Source organism: Streptomyces lacaronensis, from assembly GCF_047337785.1.
Taxonomy (GTDB): Bacteria; Actinomycetota; Actinomycetes; order Streptomycetales; family Streptomycetaceae; genus Streptomyces; species Streptomyces lycopersici.
In genome coordinates this window covers 783018-799181 of record NZ_JBLHDK010000003.1, presented here as the reverse complement: position 1 = coordinate 799181, position 16164 = coordinate 783018, and the positions used below count along the sequence as shown (strand labels likewise).

Genomic DNA, 16164 nt, shown 5'->3' with positions numbered 1-16164 from the left:
ACGGGCCCGGCCGCGCGGCGGTGGAGGAACCCCGGCCCGCGGTCATGCGGCGACCACGCCCGCGGAGTACGGGCCGCTCAGCGCCGCTGAGAACTGGTCGACGAGCCGTTCGAGCGCTTCCCGTGTGGTGGGGTCCACCACCACGCCCCCGTCCTTCCCCACCTCGATGTGCTTGTCCAGCACGAACCAGCCCGGTGTGATGTGCGCGGGGCCCATGGAGGCGAGCACGGGGCGCAGCCCGTAGTCGATGGCCAGCACATGCGCGGTGCTGCCGCCGGTCGCCAGCGGCAGCACGGTCTTGCCCTCCAGCGCGAACTGGGGCAGGAGGTCGAGCAACGACTTCAGCAGTCCGGAATACGCGGCCTTGTAGACCGGGGTGCCGATGACCACACCGTCGGCCCGGGCGACGAGCTCCGTGGCGCGCACGATCTCCGGATGCCCGAAGTCCGCGTGCAGCAGGGCCTCGGCCGGAAGCGTGCGGACGTCCAGCGGGATCACCTGGTGTCCCTGAGCGGTGAGCCGGGAGTCCAGACCGCGCAGGAGCCGGGCGGTGCGGGAGGTGGGGGAGGGGCTGCCGGAGATGGAGAGGATGGTGGGCATGGTGGGTTCACCTCGAAATCGTCGGTACGGAAAGAGTTGAGACAAAGGGCGAGAGATTGACACGATGGCCTCGGCCGCGGCTGAACTCACAGCGCCTTGCCCGGGTTGAGGATGCCGTGCGGATCGAAGGCCGCCTTGAGGCGACGCTGGAGCGCGTGCTGGTCCGGACCGAGTTCGTCGCCGAGCCAGCGCCGCTTGAGGGTGCCCACGCCGTGTTCGCCGGTGAGCGTGCCACCGAGGCGGAGCGCGGCCGTGAAAATGTCGCCCGCCGCCCGCCAGGCCGCCTCCGGGACGGCGGGGAGGGCCGGGTCGAGGACGAGAATGGGGTGGAGGTTGCCGTCGGCGGCATGGGCGAAGGTGAAGATCCGCACGCCGTGCCGGTCCGCAGCGGTGTCGATCTCCCGTACGGCGGCCGCCAGTTGACTCCTGGGGACGGCGATGTCCTCGATCAGCGGACGGCCCAGCCGCTCCAGCGAGGGCAGGGCGAGCCGACGGGCCGCGAGCAGCCGTTCCGCCTCGGCCGGATCCTCGGTGACCTCGACCGAGTCGGCCCGTCCGCGCAAGCGCCGTACGGCCGCGTCGGCCTCGGCGGCCGCGCCCCGCCCGTCGCACTGCAAGAGCAGCAGGGCGCCGCCGCGCGACCGCAGATCCGTGCCCTGGGCGTCGTCCACCGCGCCCAGCACGGGGCCGTCGAGCAGTTCGGCCATGGCGGGCTCGACCCGGGCGGTGGTGAGCGCGGAGACGGCCTCGGCCCCTTCGGCGAAGGTGGCGAAGTACGCGGCGACCGTGACGGTCTCCTCCGGTACCGGGCGCAGCCGCACGGTCGCTGCGGTGATCACCCCGAGGGTGCCTTCGGAGCCGGTGAGCAGGCCGGTCAGGTCATAGCCGGTGACGCCCTTGACCGTGCGCCGCCCGGTCCGTACGAGCGTCCCGTCCGCGAGCACCGCGTCAAGGCCCAGGACGGCGTCCCTGGTCACCCCGTACTTGGCGCAGCGGAGCCCGCCGGCGTTGGTCGCGATGTTCCCGCCGACGGTCGAGATCGCCGCGCTCGCCGGGTCGGGCGCGTAGCGCAGCCCGAACTCGCCCGCCGCGCGGTCCAGGTCGGCCGTGATGACCCCCGGTTCGACGACGGCGATCTGCTCCTCGGGGCTCAGCTCCAGGACCCGGTTCATCCGTGAGAGGTCGAGTACGACACTGCCCGCCCCCGCGCTCGCCCCTCCGGACAGCCCCGTCCCCGCCCCGCGCGGCACGACCGGCACCCGCAGGTCGTGGGCGTGCCGCAGTGCCGTCTGGACGTGCGCGGTGTGCGTGGCGTGGACGACCGCGAGCGGGACGCCGTCCGGCTGGCTGCCGGAGCGGTCGGTGGCGTACGGGCCGGTGGCTTCGGGGCCGGTGCCCACTGTCCCGTTGGGCAGGTCGCGGCGCAGCGCCGCCAGCAGCGTGGCGGCGGTATCCGTATCGGTGGCGTGCACGGGTGCGGAGTCGGTGCGGTCGGCCGTAACCGGATCGGAGAGCGGGACGGTCATGTCGGCCTCTCACTCTGTGTGCCGAGCGCGGCCGTGCCGATGGCGAGCAGCGCCGTGTCTTCCTGCGGGGCGTGTACCGGGGCGCACTGGACGTCCCGGAAGTGGCGCTCCAGGGGGTTGTCGCGGGACAGCCCCGGATTCCCCAGCAGCCGCAACCCCAGGGCGACCGCCTCGGTGGCATGCCGGTCCGCCAGGACACGGGCGCCCAGCGCGTGTTCAGGGGAGTACGAGCCGTCGGCCGCATCGACCCGCTCCGCACCCGTGAACACCAGATGTTCGGCGGAGTCCAGCCGCAGCGCGATCTCACCGGCCACGCGCCGGAAGCGCTCGGTACGGGCCACCGGATGGCCGAGGTTGGCGGGGATCCGCTCAAGGGCGAAGCGGTGGACGTAACCCTGGGCGGCCCGCGCCACGCCCAGGTAGAGGGCGGCGAGCGGCAGGTGGAGGGCCGCGCCCGCGCGGTTGTCCTGCTCCGCCGCGGCGCCGTGCTCGGCCAGGTCGATGACGTTGCCCTTGGGAATCCCGACGTCGTGCAGCGCGATGTCATGGCTTCCGCTGGCGCGCAGCCCCAGATGGTTCCAGCGGTGGGTGATCTCGATTCCGGGTGCGGTGCCGGGTACCAGGAAGGTGCCGACCCGCGGCGTGGGCTCGTCCGTGGTGGCCCACACCAGCAGCCAGTCCAGCCCTTCCACTCCGGTCGCGAAGCGCTTGTGGCCGCTGAGCGACCAGCCGTCCGGGGTGTGCCGGGCCACCGTCGAGGGCAGCCCTCCCCGCGCGGGCGAGCCGAGTTCGGGCTCGACACGGATGTGGTTGAGCAGCACCGGCCGCGAAGCGGCGTCGGCCAGCACCTGCCCGTAGAGCTCTTCCGGCCAGTGCGGCCGCACGGCCTGGCGGCGGTGGACGGAGAGGCTCATGGCGGCGATCAGCGCCACCGACGGATCGCCTTCGCCGAGCGCGTGCAGGATGCGCGCGGTGGCCGCCACTCCGAGGGCGGGACCCCCGTACCGCTCGCCGACGGTGGCGGTGAGCAGTCCGGCCTCGTGTGCGGTGCGGATCCCCTCGGCCGGAAACGTGCCGTCGCGGTCGTACGCGGCCGCGGTGGCGGCGAGCCGTCGCGTCACGGAGGCCAGCGAGGTCAGGTCCGGGGCGGGAAGCGGAAAGGCGGTGGTCATGAGGCGAGTTCCGTGCGCAGTCGCGGGCTCAGCCGGTCGCTCCAGAAATCGGTCACCGTCAGCTTCCGCTTCACCGCCCCGAGCGCGCCGAAGGCGTCGGCGACCTTCTGCTCGGAGGCGGCGGCCCGGGCGCTCACCGGCCGGATCCCGGTCCTGCGCTGGGCCTCTCCTGCCGTGAACTCCTCCAGTGCCTGATCCACCGGCTGGTGGGTGGCGGCGGCGATGACTTTCGCATACTCCTTCTGGCGTTCGTCGCGCACATAGGCGTACGCCTTGTCGATACGGGCCAGCAGATCCGCCAGTGCCCTGCGCTCGGCCGCGCTGCCGAGGGTGTCCGCGGAGGCGGTCCACAGGAAGTTGCCGGAGAGAATGTCCTTGCCGGAACCGATGGTGCGGGCGCCCCGCTGGTGGGCGGTGATGACCGCGTTGCCGTATCCGGCGAACGCGTCGATGGAACCGCCGTTCAGCGCGGCGATCCCCTTGTCGGGATCCAGCGCGGCGGCCTCGATGTCGTCCCAGCCGAGCCCGGCTCGCTTCAGCAGCTCGTACAGGAAGTAGTGGGCGGTGGTGTTCTTGACGTAGCCGACCTTCTTGCCCCGCAGCTGCGACATCGAGTTGACGGCGGACCCCTTGGGGGTCACGACCTCCTGGTTGAGGGTGTTGCCGCGCTCCACGGCGACGACCTTGAAGTTCGGCTTTCCGTCGGCCGCCGCGAAGACCGGCGGGATCTCGCTGGAGCTCGCCACGTCCAGCGCACCGGCGCGCACCGCCTCCAGTTGCCTGTCGCCGCCCTGGAACAGGCTCCACTTCACCTGATACGGAGTGTCGTCCAGATGTGCGAACTTCAGCAGCGCCTCCTCCTTCTTCCAGCCGGTCGCACCGACCCGCAGAGTGACCGAGGAGCCTTTCCCGCCGCCGTCCGCTCCCGCGGAGCCCCCACAGGCGCTCAGCGCACCGGCGGCCAGCGCCACGACGGTGGCGAGAGCGGTACGGGCGCGGGCGCGCCGGAAACGGGAGCGGGCCGGTGGCCTGGACATGCGGGGAATGCCTTTCATGAGGGAACGAGAAGGAGACGGCGGCGGGTGCGTCAGGCGGCCGAGGTGGCGGCGCGGTGCGCCAGTTCCTGACGGACCAGCGGCAGTACGTGACGCCCGTAGTCGATGGCATCGTTGAGCGGGTCGTAGCCGCGCATGGACAGCAGCTCGCAGCCGATGTCCACGTAGTCGAGCAGCGCCTTGGCGACCGTCTCCGGGGAGCCGACCAGCGCCGTGGAGGCACCGGCGGCGTTGGTGGCCGCGGCGGGCGCGGTCCACAGGCAGCGGTCGTGCACCTCGCCGCGCTCGGCGACGGCCAGCAGCCGCTGTGATCCGACGTTGGCCGGGGTGCCCCGGCCGACCGCCGGGTAGTGGCGGCGCTTGGCCCGCTCGGCGTGGTTGGCCTTGACCGCACCCAGGGTGCGGTGGGCTTTCTCCCAGGCCAGCTCGTCGGTGGGGGCGATGATCGGCCGGAAGGACACCCAGATGCGCGGCCGGGGCCGCCCCGCGGCGTCCGCGTACGCGTTCACCGAGGCGATCTGCTCGGCGGTCTCCTTCAGCGGTTCGCCCCACAGCCCGAAGATGTCGCCCTGCTGCCCGCCCACCCGGTAGGCGTCCTCTGAGGAACCGCCCACCGAGATGGGGATGGTGCCGTGGTACGGGGTGACATCGGAGCGGAAGCCCTCGAAGCGGTAGTACGGGCCCTCGTGGGAGAGCGGGCCGTCGGCCTCCCACACTCCGCGCAGGATCCGGATGTACTCGTCCGAGCGGGCGTACCGCTCGCTCTTGCTCAGATAGTCGCCCTCGCGGCGCTGCTCCTCGTCGTTGCCGCCGGAGATGATGTGCACCACCAGCCGTCCGGCGCTGATCCGGTCCAACGTGGCCAGTGCGCGGGCCGCGTGGGTGGGGAAGACCACCCCGGGGCGATGGGCGAGGACCGGCTTGATGCGCTCGGTGTGATGCGCGACGAACTGGGCCAGTTGCAGCGCGTCCGGCGCGGCCGAGTGGTAGGTGACCAGGGTGTAGTCGAAGCCGCCGTCGTCCAGGGCTCGGGCGTAGCGGCGGGCGTAGTCCACATCGATTCCGGAACCCGCGGTGGGGTCGCCCTCGGCGGCGGGGTTGGGGTGGACGGCGCTGATGAATTCCACGGGCATGGCTGCGGTCACTCCTTGACGAGGCTGGTGTCGACGTGGTCGGCGAGGGTCGGGTTGGGGGTGAGAACACCGATGTCGTGCATGGTGTCGCCGACCTTCTGTACGGACCGGATCACCGGCTCACGCACCGGCAGCAGTTCGCTGTTGGACTGGTCGACCAGGGCCTTGGCAACCGTGGCCGAGGCTCCGTTGTCGTGCTGGATGGCCTTGGCGTATTCCGCGGGGTGCCGGCGGGACCAGGCCAGTGCCTTGTCGAGGCGGCGCAGATAGTCGGTGATGGCCTTCTTCTTCGCCGGGACCTCAAGGGCCTTCTCGGAGGCTCCGATGAAGCCGTAGCCGCTCACCCGCCCGTTGGCCCCGTTGATCAGGAGACGGCCCCCGTGCTGCTCGGCCACGGTCTTGTACACGCCGAACGTGGCCCAGACCTCGACCTTGCCGGAGGTGAAGGCGGCCTGGGCGTCGGTGGGCAGCAGATACCGCACATGGACGTCCGAGTAGCTCAGCCCCGCCTGCTCCAGAGCGTGCGCCAGCAGATACTCGGCGATGGACCCCTTGGCCGAGGAGACGACAACCTGCTTTCCCTTGAGGTCCTTGACGCTGCGCACCGGTGAGTTCTTCCGGACCACGATCCCGGTGTGGGTGCCGTCGTTGTGCAGCGCCCCGACGGCCTTTACCCGCACTCCGCCGGACAGCGCCTGGAGCGTGGGCAGATCGGCGGCGTACGAGGTGTCGGCGGCCCCGGCCTGCACGGCCTGGAACAGCGGTGCGGCACCCTCGAACTCGGCCCACTTCACCTTGTACGGCGTTCCCTCGAGGGCACCGGAGGCGTCGAACAGCGTCTTCAGGTTCTTGGCCTGGTCACCGAGGGCCAGCGTCACCTTCGACGGGTCGGTCTCGGACGCCGCCTGGCTGTCGCCCGCGCAGGCACTGGTGGCGAGGAGGGCGGTCAGCGACAGCGCGGCGCCGAGCGCGCGCGCCGCGGCCGTGGCCCTGCGGTTTCCGGTGTGCGGGCGGTTCATATGGATCATGCGGTTCATGCGGTCACCTCTTCTCGATGGCGCGAATGCGCCGAGGCGTCGTCGACGCCCAGTCGTCGCAGGAGTTCGCCGCGCAGCGCCACGAAGTCGGGCGAGCCGAGGTCACGCGGGCGTGCGAGGCCCACCTCCGCCTCGTAGGCGATCCGCCCGCCGTCCATCACCAGCACTCGGTCGGCCAGCAGCAGCGCTTCCTCGACGTCGTGCGTGACCAGGAGGATCGAGCAGCCGTGCCGCTGCCACAGATCGGCCACCAGCCGCTGCGCCCTGCCGCGGGTGAGCGCGTCGAGCGCGCCGAACGGCTCGTCAAGCAGCAGCAGTTCGGGCTCGCGCACCAGGGCACGGGCCAGGGAGACGCGTTGGGCCTGGCCGCCGGAGAGCGTCCGGGGCCAGGCGCCCGCGTACTCCTCGATGCCGACCTCGGCCAGATAGCGCCCGGCGAGCGCGCGGTCCCCGTCCGGCAGACCGAGCACGACGTTGTGCCACACCCGCAGCCACGGCATCAGCCGCGGCGACTGGAATGCCACCGAGCACCGCTCCGGTACGTCCACCTCGCCCTCGGTTTCGCTGTCCAGCCCGGCGAGGATCCTCAGCAACGTCGACTTTCCGCAGCCGCTCTGGCCGAGCAGGGCCACGAACTCACCCTCGCGGATGGTGATGTCGAGCCCGTCGAGCACCGTCTTGTCGCCGAAGGCGCGGCTCAGCCCGCGGACCTCCACACCGCTCGTGCCGTTCACCGGTGTCATGCTCCCTCCCCGTCGAACGACGCCCGCCAGTCCAGCAGCCGCCGGGACAGCAGCCGCACGGCGAAGTCGCACAGCAGCCCCAGCACCGCGTACACGGCCAGGCACAGGACGATGACGTCCGTCTGGAAGTACTGCTGGGCGTTGCTCATCAGATAGCCGATACCGGCGTCCGCGTTGACCTGCTCGGCGAAGACCAGGGCCAGCCACGCGGTGGACAGCGCGTACCGCAGCCCCACCAGCGCACCGGGCAGCGCGGACGGCAGGATCACGTACCGGATCAGCCCGATGCGGCCCAGGCCCACCATCCGCCCGGCCTCGATCAGCTGTGCGTCGGCGGACCGGATGCCGCCGTAGATGTTGAAGTACAGCGGGTAGGTGACACCGAGCGCCACCAGCGCGATCTTCGGTGTCTCGTCGATGCCGAACCAGACGATGAACAACGGGATCAGGCCCACCCAGGGAATCGCCCGGAACATGCCCATGGACGCGTCGATGACGTCCTCGCCCAGCCGGAACAGACCAGCGGTGAGCGACAGGGTGAGCGCCACGGCCGCGCCGATGAGGAAGCCGATCGCCGCGCGGCGGCCGGAAGCGGCGATGGCCCGCGGCAGCTCTCCGGTGCCGATGAGGTCCGCCCCGCGCCGCACGACGTCGACGGGGGAGGCCAGCACGGTCTCGGGGAGCACGCCCGTGGCGCCGGCCAGGTACCAGATCAGCAGCAGTCCGACGGGCCCGGAGGCGCGCCGGACCCCGCGCGGGACCCGGAGGCGGGGCCGGGTGCGGGGCCGGGTGCGCGGGGCGGTGGGGCGGGGTTTCCGTACCACGGTGGACCCGGCGGGCGGCGTGGGATCCTTCGGCGCACCGGGGGAGGATGGTGCGGGGGCGTCCGGGGGCGGTGAGGCCCCGGACACGGGGGAGTGCGAGGAGGGCATGGTGCGGCCTCTCGGTCGGGACGTGCTCGGGAGGGTGGATGGGGGGCGGATCAGTCCGGCCGCGCTCCCACCGCCGCCGGGCGGGCGGTGTCTGCGGACCAAGCGGACCAGGAGCCGGGGTAGAGCGCGGCCGTGATGCCGACGCGGGCCAGGGCCACGACCGTGTGGGCGGCCGTGACCCCGGAGCCGCAGTAGACACCGACCTCCGTCGTGCCGTCGGCGCCCAGCGCGGTGAAACGCCGCGCGAGCTCCTCCACGCTGTGGAACGTGCCGTCCGGCGTCAGGTTGTCGCCCGTCGGGGCGGACACGGCGCCGGGAATGTGCCCGGCACGCGGATCGATCGGTTCGGTCTCGCCCCGGTACCGCTCGGCCGCCCGCGCGTCCAGCAGGACGCCGGTACGCGCCACCCCGGCCGCCGCATCGGCGTCCAGCACCGGCAGCTGCCCCGGGGCGAGGACGACATTCCCCTCCGCCGATGGGGTGGGCTCGCCCGTTTCAACCGGCAGTCCGGCCGCGCGCCACGCGGGCAGCGCCCCGTCCAGCAGCGAGACCCGTTCGACCCCGGCCCAGCGCAGCAGCCACCAGGCGCGAGCGGCGGCGGTGTTGCCGTTGTCGTCGTACACCACCACCGGCCGGTCGGCGGTGAGTCCCCAGCGACGCGCGGACCGCTGCAACGTGGCGGGGTCCGGCAGCGGATGGCGGCCGTCGGCCGGAGTGGGCGCGGCGGCCAGTTCGGTGTCGAGGTCGACGTAGCGCGCGCCCGGGATGTGCCCGGCGCGGTAGTGCTCATGGCCGTGTGGATCGCCGAGCCGCCACCGTACGTCCAGGACGACGGGCGCCGGACCGCCATGGAACAGCCGGGAGTACAGCTCGGCCGGAGTGGTGAGGACGGGGGCGGTCATGCGAGGGCCTCCGGTACGGCGATGGGCGCGAGACCGGGATCCAGCCGCAGCCGCTCCAGGAAGAGGACCACCGTGGCGGCGGCGGTGCGGTGCGTCACGTCGTTGAGGACGTCGTGCCGCGTGCCGGCCAGACTCACCAGCTCCGCGCCGGGCAGTCCGCGGAACACGCGGCGGACCTCGTCGAGGGGGCTGACCGTGTCCTCGGCACCGTGCAGCCCGAGCACCGGAACGGAGATCCCCTCCAGCGTGTCCGGCGTGGGCGACTCCGGCGCCGACGGGCCCGCCAGAGCGCCGCGCCGGAACGCGGAGTCGGCGGTCAGCCTGCCCCGATGCGTCGGGCAGGCGGTGCGCAGCTCCAACTCCTCCTCCCAGTCCTGAGCGGCCGTTTCGGCGGGGCGCGACCCGGTCGGCAGCCCGGCGAGGATGAGCCCGTCCAGCGCGGAGCCGTCGAGGGCGGCGAGCCGCGCCGCGTGGGAGGCCCCGGTGTCGGATCCGACCAGTACGCGGGGGCCCGGGAGCGCTTCGTCGCGCAACAGCTTGGTGGCCGCTTCGGCGATGGCCTCCGGGTCGGAGGAGGCATCTCCCAGGGCGCGGACGCGATAGCCGTCGGCGGAGATCCGGCGGCCGAACCGCTCGTACACACCGCCGTGTTCACCCCGTCCGGGGAGGAGCACGAGCGTGCCGCGCGGGGCGATCCCCGCCGGTTCGTCCCAGGAGTGGACAGACTGAGCAGAGGACATGAGAACTCGATTCATCGACAGACAGCGGCGCGCCCGCCCACACGCACGAGCGAGATGGAGGGGCCGTGCGGGTGCGGAGGTGCGGAGGGGAAAGGAAGAGACGCAGGCGGGAAGCACCTGCCGACGCGGAAGCGCGGAGGGGTGAACGGGCGGCGACCGCGAGCGCGCCGGGAATGCGTGAAGTCAGCGACAGCGCATGGCGCCGGTGCGGCCGAAGTCGACCACGCGCCGCCGGGTCAGCCGGGCGCCCGTGGCACGGCACACCGCCGGTCCGGTGGCCGATGGCCCGGATCCGGTGCGGTGGGTGCGCGGCCCGCGGGCCGCCACGGACGCTGTACGCGGCATGACCTCAGGATGCACGAGGCCGGAGTCGGCCGTCCAACGATGATTTGCCATCAAAACCGATCGTGATTTCCGATCGATCGGTTGCTAGCCTGCGCACATGCGACCGGTATTGGACATCGTGGCGTTGCGCAGTCTCATTGCCGTCGCCGACTACGGAGGCTTCCACCGCGCCGCGGGCGCACTCGCCCTCAGCCAGTCCACCGTCAGTCAGCACATCCGGCGGCTGGAGAAGTCCCTCGGACGCCCCATCGTCGAACGTGACGGCCGGAAGACCCGGTTCACCCTCCACGGCACCCGACTGCTGGAAGAGGCCCAGCAGATCGTCGGCGCACATGACGCGGCCCTCCGTCGGCTCATGGGGGAGGACCCGGCCGGTGCGGCACCCGTCATCATCGGCGCCACCGAGCACGGCGCCGACCAGATCCTGCCCGTCCTGACCGCGGCCGTACGCGACACCCGGCCCGGCGCCGAGGTCCGGGTGCGCATCGACCGCTCGGCGCGGCTGACGGACGCCGTCGCGCGTGGTGAGCTCGACCTCGCCGTCTACGTCACCGAGGCGGCGTCCGCCCCGGGTACCCCGGTGGGTGAACTCCCCCTGCGCTGGTACGCCGCTCCCGGCTGGGAACCACCCGCCGCACCCGCCCCCTTGCCCCTGGTGGCCATCAGCGATCCCTGCGTGATCCGCCGCCGCGCCCTGACCGCACTCGCTTCCCGTCACACGGCCGCCACCGTGGTCGCCGAGGCCGGATACCTCGCGGGAGTCCTGGACGCGGCCCGCGCCGGACTCGGCGCCGCCCTGCTCGCCGTCCCCGGTGGTCCGTACCCTGACGGCCTCACGCCACGCCACGACCTCCCCGCAGTCCCCCCGGTCCGCCTCAGCGCCCGAGCCCGCAGCGGCTGCGACCACTCCCTGACCGAAGCCACCGTCGAGGCGGTACGTGCCTTGCTGGGCTTCCACGAAATGTCCCCGAGGGCTGTGTAACGCGAACATGGCAGCTATACGAAGTAGTCATTTCCGCCGAATACGTCGATCACGGTCGGTGCGCCGGACACTCAGGTGGCGCTGAAGCTCTCGGGGCAGATCGACAAGCTGCCCTTCAAGTCAAGTGGGCCAATATCAGTGGCGGTCCGCAGTGCACCGAGGCCTTCCGCGCGCATTCCCTGGATCTGTGCTCGGCGGCGGAAATCCCGTCGATACACGCCCACTGGACCGGTCTCGATACGAAGCTCGTGGCGTCGGAATTCCGCAAGGACCCATTGCGGCACCCCGTCCACGAACTCGGAATCGCTCCCGGGGCGGACGTCGACACCCTGGCGGACCTGCGCGGCAAGAAGATCGCCTACGGCCCGGGGCAGGCCCAGGGGGGCGCTTGTGCTGCGGCTCCTGGCCAAGGCGGGGCTCTCGAAGCACGATGTGCAGCTGGTCGAGCTGCCCAGCCCGCACATCTGTGGGCAGTGACCGACGCCGTGAGCGATCCGCAGAAGGCCGCCGCGATCAGGGAGTTCATCAGGTTCTGGGCGCGGTCGGAGGTCTGGGTCGACCGGCACCCCGAGCAGTGGATCGACGGCTACTACGTCAAGGACCAGGGCCTCACCCACGCGGACGGTGAGTACCTGGTGAAGCAGCCGCCCCGGAGACCGGGGCGGCCGTCCGCATCGAGGGGCTCGTGCGGGCCTTCGGCGGGCGTAGCCCGTGCTGGACGGGCCCGAACTGAGCCTGCGCGCCGGGGAGTTCGTGGCCATGCTCGGCCGCAGCGGCTCCGGCAAGAGCACCGTGCTGCGGGCGCTCGCCGGAGTCGACCACGACGCCGGTGGCGAAGGCGTACTGAGCGCACCCGCCCATGTGCCGGTCGTCTTCCAGGACGCCAGGCTCCTGCCGTGGAAACGGGTGCTGGCCAATGTGGCACTGGGGCTCACGGGCGGGGACGCCGAGGAGCGGGCACGCACCGCGCTCGCCGAGGTGGGTCCGGCCGGGCGGGAGGACGCCTGGCCGGTGGAGCTGTCAGGCGGCGAACAGCAGCGGGTCTCGCTGGCCCGCTCCCTGGTGCGCGAGCCCGAACTGCTGCTCGCGGACGAGCCGTTCGGCGCACTCGACGCGCTCGGACCCACGCCCACGTGTCGTCAGTCCGGAACATTTCCACCGATCCCGTTATCGGGGTGCCGCGCGTCAGCGAGGTCGCCCACACTTTCGTCGGGTCACCCATGGGCGCCGGGGAATATGCCGCGGCCCCGTTCGAGTTGACGATTGCGTGAGGTCACCGGCCTCACGTAGCGTTCCGAGATATCAGCCAGGGCCCGAAGGCCCGTCGGGAACGGGAGGCGATGGTGTCGCGGCCGATGACCAGCCCGCCCGCGCCGACTCCGGCCCTGGGCAGGGGTGTCCGCCTGTACTCCCGGCACCACATCGACCTGCTGCGCGTGGCCGGCGCGCTCTGTCGCCGCTGACCTGATCACCTCAAGGACACCGCGCCCTTCCGATGAGGCGCGGTGATCACCCATGGCCGACCAGGGAGGCACCCTTCGTGTCCGAGTCCTCATCCACCCCCTTGCACCTCGCCGTCGCCCTCGACGGGGCGGGCTGGCATCCGGCCGCGTGGCGCGAGCCGCACGCCCGGCCCAGGGAGCTGTTCGACGCCGCGTACTGGACCGATGTCGTCACCGAGGCCGAACGCGGTCTGCTCGACTTCGTGACCTTCGAGGACGGGCTCTCGCTCCAGTCCACGCACCGCACCGAGCCCGACGGCCGCACCGACCAGGTGCGCGGGCGGCTGGACGCGGTGCTCATCGCCTCCCGGGTGGCACCGCTGACCCGGCATATCGGGCTGGTGCCGACCGTCGTCGCCACCCACACCGAGCCGTTCCACACCTCCAAGGCGATCGCCACCCTGGACTACGTCAGCACCGGCCGCGCCGGGCTGCGGATCCGGGTGTCCAGGCGGAGCCACGAGGCGGAACACTTCGGCCGCCGCGCCATTCCCCGCTTCGGCCCGGAGGATCTGGACACCCCGGTGGTCCGGGAGCTGACCGCGGAGCTCTTCGAGGAGGCCACCGACCACATCGAGGTGGTACGCCGCCTCTGGGACAGCTGGGAGGACGACGCCGAGATCCGGGACGTCGCCACCGGACGCTTCATCGACCGCGACAAGCTGCACTACATCGACTTCGAGGGCAGACACTTCAGCGTCAAGGGCCCCTCGATCACCCCCAGGCCGCCCCAGGGACAGCCGGTCGTCAGCGCCTTGGCCCATCAGAGCGTGCCCTACCGACTGGTGGCAACCTCCACCGACATCGGCTACATCACCCCGCACGACACGGACCAGGCCCGCGCCACCGTCGCCGAGGTCCGCGCCGCCCAGGCGGCGGCGGGCCGCGCGGCGGAGCCCGTGCACCTCTTCGGCGACCTGGTGGTGTTCCTCGACGACGAACCGGGCGCCGCGGCCGCCCGGTTGGAGCGCCTGGACGCCCTCGCGGGCTACCCGTACACCAGCGACGCCAAGGTGTTCACCGGTACCCCCGCACAGCTCGCGGATCTGCTGCTGACCTGGCAGCGGACCGGACTGTCGGGCTTCCGGCTGCGCCCCGGTGTGATCGGCCACGACCTCGAGGCGATCACCCGTGGCCTGGTGCCCGAACTGCAGCGCCGCGGCGCCTTCCGCCGGTCCTACGAGGCCGACACCCTGCGCGGGCTGCTGGGCCTCGCCCGCCCCGCCAACCGCTACGCCACCGTCTGAGCCGGAGGGACCACCGACCATGAGCACACCGCTCAAGCAGATCCACCTGGCGGCCCACTTCCCCGGCGTCAACAACACCACGGTGTGGAGTGATCCGGAGGCGGGCAGCCATATCGAGTTCAGCTCGTTCGCCCACTTCGCGCGCACCGCCGAGCGCGCCAAGTTCGACTTCCTGTTCCTCGCCGAAGGGCTGCGGCTGCGCGAACAGGGCGGCGAAATCTACGACTTGGACGTGGTGGGGCGGCCGGACACCTTCACCGTCCTGTCCGCGCTCGCCGCCGTCACCGACCGCCTCGGCCTGACCGGTACCATCAACTCCACCTTCAACGAGCCCTACGAGGTGGCCCGCCAGTTCGCCAGCCTCGACCACCTGTCGGGCGGGCGCGCCGCGTGGAACGTCGTCACCTCGTGGGACGCCTTCACCGGGGAGAACTTCCGCCGCGGCGGCTTCCTCCCGCAGGACGAACGGTATTCCCGGGCCAAGGAGTTCCTGGCCACCGCCACCGAGCTGTTCGACTCCTGGCGGGGCGACGAGATCGTCGCCGACCAGGCGTCCGGCACCTTCCTGGGCGACGCGCGGGCCGGTGCCTTCGCCCATCAGGGACACCACTTCGACATCACCGGGCAGTTCAACGTCCCGCGCAGCCCGCAGGGCCGCCCGGTGATCTTCCAGGCCGGTGACTCCGAGGAAGGCCGGGAGTTCGCCGCGGCCGGCGCCGACGCCATCTTCAGCCGGTACAGCACCTTGAAGGAGGGGCAGGCGTTCTACACGGACGTCAAAGGCCGCCTCGCCCGCCACGGCCGCACCCACGACCAGCTGCTGATCCTGCCCGCCGCCACCTTCGTCCTCGGCGACACCGACGCCGAGGCGCGGGAGCTGGCCCACGAGGTACGCCGCCAGCAGGTCAGCGGCGCCACCGCGATCAAACACCTGGAGTTCGTCTGGAACCGCGACCTGTCCGCGTACGACCCGGACGGCCCGCTGCCCGACATCGACCCCGACCCCGGTGAGCACACCATCGCCCGCGGCCGCGCCCAGGTACGGATGTACCGCGATCCGCTGGCCGTCGCCCGGGAGTGGCGGGAGCTGGCGGCGGCGAACAAGTGGTCCATCCGTGACCTGGTCATCGAGACCGGCAACCGCCAGTCGTTCATCGGCTCCCCGGCCACGGTCGCCGAGACCATCAACTCCTTCGTGCAGGCCGATGCCGGCGATGGCTTCATCCTCGTACCGCACATCACCCCCGGCGGGCTGGACGTCTTCGCGGACACCGTCGTCCCGCTGCTCCAGGAGCGCGGCGTGTTCCGCACCGAATACCAGGGCACGACCCTGCGCGACCACCTGGGCCTGGCCCACCCCGGCACCGAGTCGCACCAGGACCGGGCCGCGTCATGAAGGTCCTGGCCATCACCCTCATCGCGCACGCCCCGGACCCGGTGAACGAACGGCCGTTCATCTCCTCCTCACCACCGGTCGTGCTCAGCCATCTCGCCGCACTCCCTCCCGGATCCGGCTGTTCACCGCGGTGACCACCCTCGGCCTGCTCGATCCGGTGCGCGCCCACGAGGACTACGCCACCCTGGACCACCTCTCCGCCGGTCGCCTCGAACTGATCATCGGCAAGGGCAACGGCACCGCCCAGCGCGAGCTGTTCCAGGTCACCCCCGAGGACCAGTGCTGGGAGGCATACGGTCACGACCCCGCGCGCGCCGTGGTCGGCGCCGGGACAGCGGGCTACTACGCGGCCCGCACCTCACAGGAGGCCATCGCCGCCCACCGCCCGGTGTTCGAAGGCCGCCTCGCCTTCCAGAAGCAGCTCGGCATGGAACCGGTGTTCTCGACCCTGGAGGACTTCGTCGAGTCTCCTCCGGTTCCACCGCCACCGAGGCACTGCGCAACAGCGTCGACCTCGCCCAGCAGACGGAGCGGTTCGGCTATGCGCGCTACTGGTTCGCCGAACACCACCTCAACCCGGGCGTGGCCGGGACCTCGCCCGCCGTCGTCCTGGCCCTGACCGTCTCCGCCACTTCCACGATCCGCCTGGGCTCCGGGGCCGTACAGCTCGGCCACCGCACCGCGCTGTCCACGGTCGAGGAGTTCGGTCTGATCGACGCCCTGCACCCACCGACTGCTCGGATCGCCCCGCATCGCCCTCCAGCGGCGGCTCCTCCAGCAGCCGGGCGCGGAAGCGCACGGGCCGAGCGTCGCGGCGAATGGCGTTCATCCATGAGCGCGGCCCGGCCGGGT

15 protein-coding genes and 3 pseudogenes are annotated in these 16164 nt (G+C 72.0%); 7 read left to right on the top strand and 11 right to left on the bottom strand.

Translation table 11 applies throughout. The features are described 5' to 3' along the window. Window positions 1-42: 42 nt before the first annotated feature. From ssuE to ACMTAK_RS04665, 11 genes are all read right to left on the bottom strand, one after another. Window positions 43-600 (bottom strand): NADPH-dependent FMN reductase, encoded by a 558-nt coding sequence (gene ssuE / locus ACMTAK_RS04715; protein ID WP_413804956.1) that lies wholly within the window; start codon window positions 598-600, stop codon window positions 43-45. 86 nt (window positions 601-686) lie between these two features. Further along, complete coding sequence (locus ACMTAK_RS04710) at window positions 687-2126, bottom strand: FAD-binding oxidoreductase (RefSeq protein ID WP_413804955.1); 1440 nt, start codon at window positions 2124-2126, stop codon at window positions 687-689. Then, entirely contained in the window at window positions 2123-3298 is a 1176-nt protein-coding gene (locus tag ACMTAK_RS04705) for an acyl-CoA dehydrogenase family protein (RefSeq protein WP_413804954.1), read from the bottom strand. Before ACMTAK_RS04705 ends, ACMTAK_RS04710 begins: the two co-directional genes overlap by 4 nt. Beyond that, entirely contained in the window at window positions 3295-4335 is a 1041-nt protein-coding gene (locus ACMTAK_RS04700) for a PhnD/SsuA/transferrin family substrate-binding protein (protein ID WP_413804953.1), read from the bottom strand. The genes ACMTAK_RS04705 and ACMTAK_RS04700 overlap by 4 nt, the downstream gene beginning before the upstream one ends. A gap of 50 nt (window positions 4336-4385) precedes the next feature. Continuing rightward, entirely contained in the window at window positions 4386-5486 is a 1101-nt protein-coding gene (locus ACMTAK_RS04695) for an LLM class flavin-dependent oxidoreductase (protein ID WP_413804952.1), read from the bottom strand. 8 nt (window positions 5487-5494) lie between these two features. Continuing rightward, entirely contained in the window at window positions 5495-6523 is a 1029-nt protein-coding gene (locus tag ACMTAK_RS04690; protein WP_413804951.1) for an ABC transporter substrate-binding protein, read from the bottom strand. After that, on the bottom strand, window positions 6520-7266 hold the full coding sequence (locus tag ACMTAK_RS04685; protein WP_413804950.1) for an ABC transporter ATP-binding protein: 747 nt from the start codon (window positions 7264-7266) through the stop codon (window positions 6520-6522). The genes ACMTAK_RS04690 and ACMTAK_RS04685 overlap by 4 nt, the downstream gene beginning before the upstream one ends. Continuing rightward, the gene (locus ACMTAK_RS04680) at window positions 7263-8198 is read right to left on the bottom strand and encodes an ABC transporter permease (RefSeq protein ID WP_413804949.1); all 936 of its coding nucleotides are present in this window, start codon (window positions 8196-8198) and stop codon (window positions 7263-7265) included. The genes ACMTAK_RS04685 and ACMTAK_RS04680 overlap by 4 nt, the downstream gene beginning before the upstream one ends. Before the next feature lie 50 nt (window positions 8199-8248). Then, window positions 8249-9100, bottom strand: a complete 852-nt coding sequence (locus tag ACMTAK_RS04675; RefSeq protein ID WP_413804948.1) for a sulfurtransferase — start codon at window positions 9098-9100, stop codon at window positions 8249-8251. Then, window positions 9097-9840 (bottom strand): alpha/beta hydrolase, encoded by a 744-nt coding sequence (locus tag ACMTAK_RS04670; protein WP_413804947.1) that lies wholly within the window; start codon window positions 9838-9840, stop codon window positions 9097-9099. The genes ACMTAK_RS04675 and ACMTAK_RS04670 overlap by 4 nt, the downstream gene beginning before the upstream one ends. A 183-nt stretch (window positions 9841-10023) precedes the next feature. Next, window positions 10024-10185: a hypothetical protein gene (locus tag ACMTAK_RS04665; protein ID WP_413804946.1), complete on the bottom strand. Its 162-nt coding sequence runs from the start codon at window positions 10183-10185 to the stop codon at window positions 10024-10026. A 97-nt stretch (window positions 10186-10282) separates the two neighbouring features. Between ACMTAK_RS04665 and ACMTAK_RS04660 the strand changes: the two genes are divergently transcribed. The 7 genes and pseudogenes from ACMTAK_RS04660 to ACMTAK_RS04630 all read left to right on the top strand — a co-directional run. Beyond that, window positions 10283-11167: a LysR family transcriptional regulator gene (locus ACMTAK_RS04660; RefSeq protein ID WP_413804945.1), complete on the top strand. Its 885-nt coding sequence runs from the start codon at window positions 10283-10285 to the stop codon at window positions 11165-11167. Between the two features lie 673 nt (window positions 11168-11840). Further along, window positions 11841-12286: pseudogene (locus tag ACMTAK_RS04655) on the top strand (ATP-binding cassette domain-containing protein); the annotation flags it as partial. A gap of 236 nt (window positions 12287-12522) precedes the next feature. Continuing rightward, window positions 12523-12630, top strand: a complete 108-nt coding sequence (locus ACMTAK_RS04650) for a putative leader peptide (protein WP_317259499.1) — start codon at window positions 12523-12525, stop codon at window positions 12628-12630. 77 nt (window positions 12631-12707) lie between these two features. Beyond that, window positions 12708-13916, top strand: a complete 1209-nt coding sequence (locus ACMTAK_RS04645; protein WP_413804944.1) for an LLM class flavin-dependent oxidoreductase — start codon at window positions 12708-12710, stop codon at window positions 13914-13916. Window positions 13917-13935: 19 nt separating this feature from the next. Further along, on the top strand, window positions 13936-15312 hold the full coding sequence (locus tag ACMTAK_RS04640; protein ID WP_413804943.1) for an NtaA/DmoA family FMN-dependent monooxygenase: 1377 nt from the start codon (window positions 13936-13938) through the stop codon (window positions 15310-15312). Further along, window positions 15309-15778: pseudogene (locus tag ACMTAK_RS04635) on the top strand (LLM class flavin-dependent oxidoreductase); the annotation flags it as partial. The gene ACMTAK_RS04640 and the pseudogene ACMTAK_RS04635, both read left to right, overlap by 4 nt. Beyond that, a pseudogene (locus tag ACMTAK_RS04630) lies at window positions 15748-16108 on the top strand (LLM class flavin-dependent oxidoreductase); the annotation flags it as partial. The pseudogenes ACMTAK_RS04635 and ACMTAK_RS04630, both read left to right, overlap by 31 nt. Window positions 16109-16164: the final 56 nt, after the last annotated feature.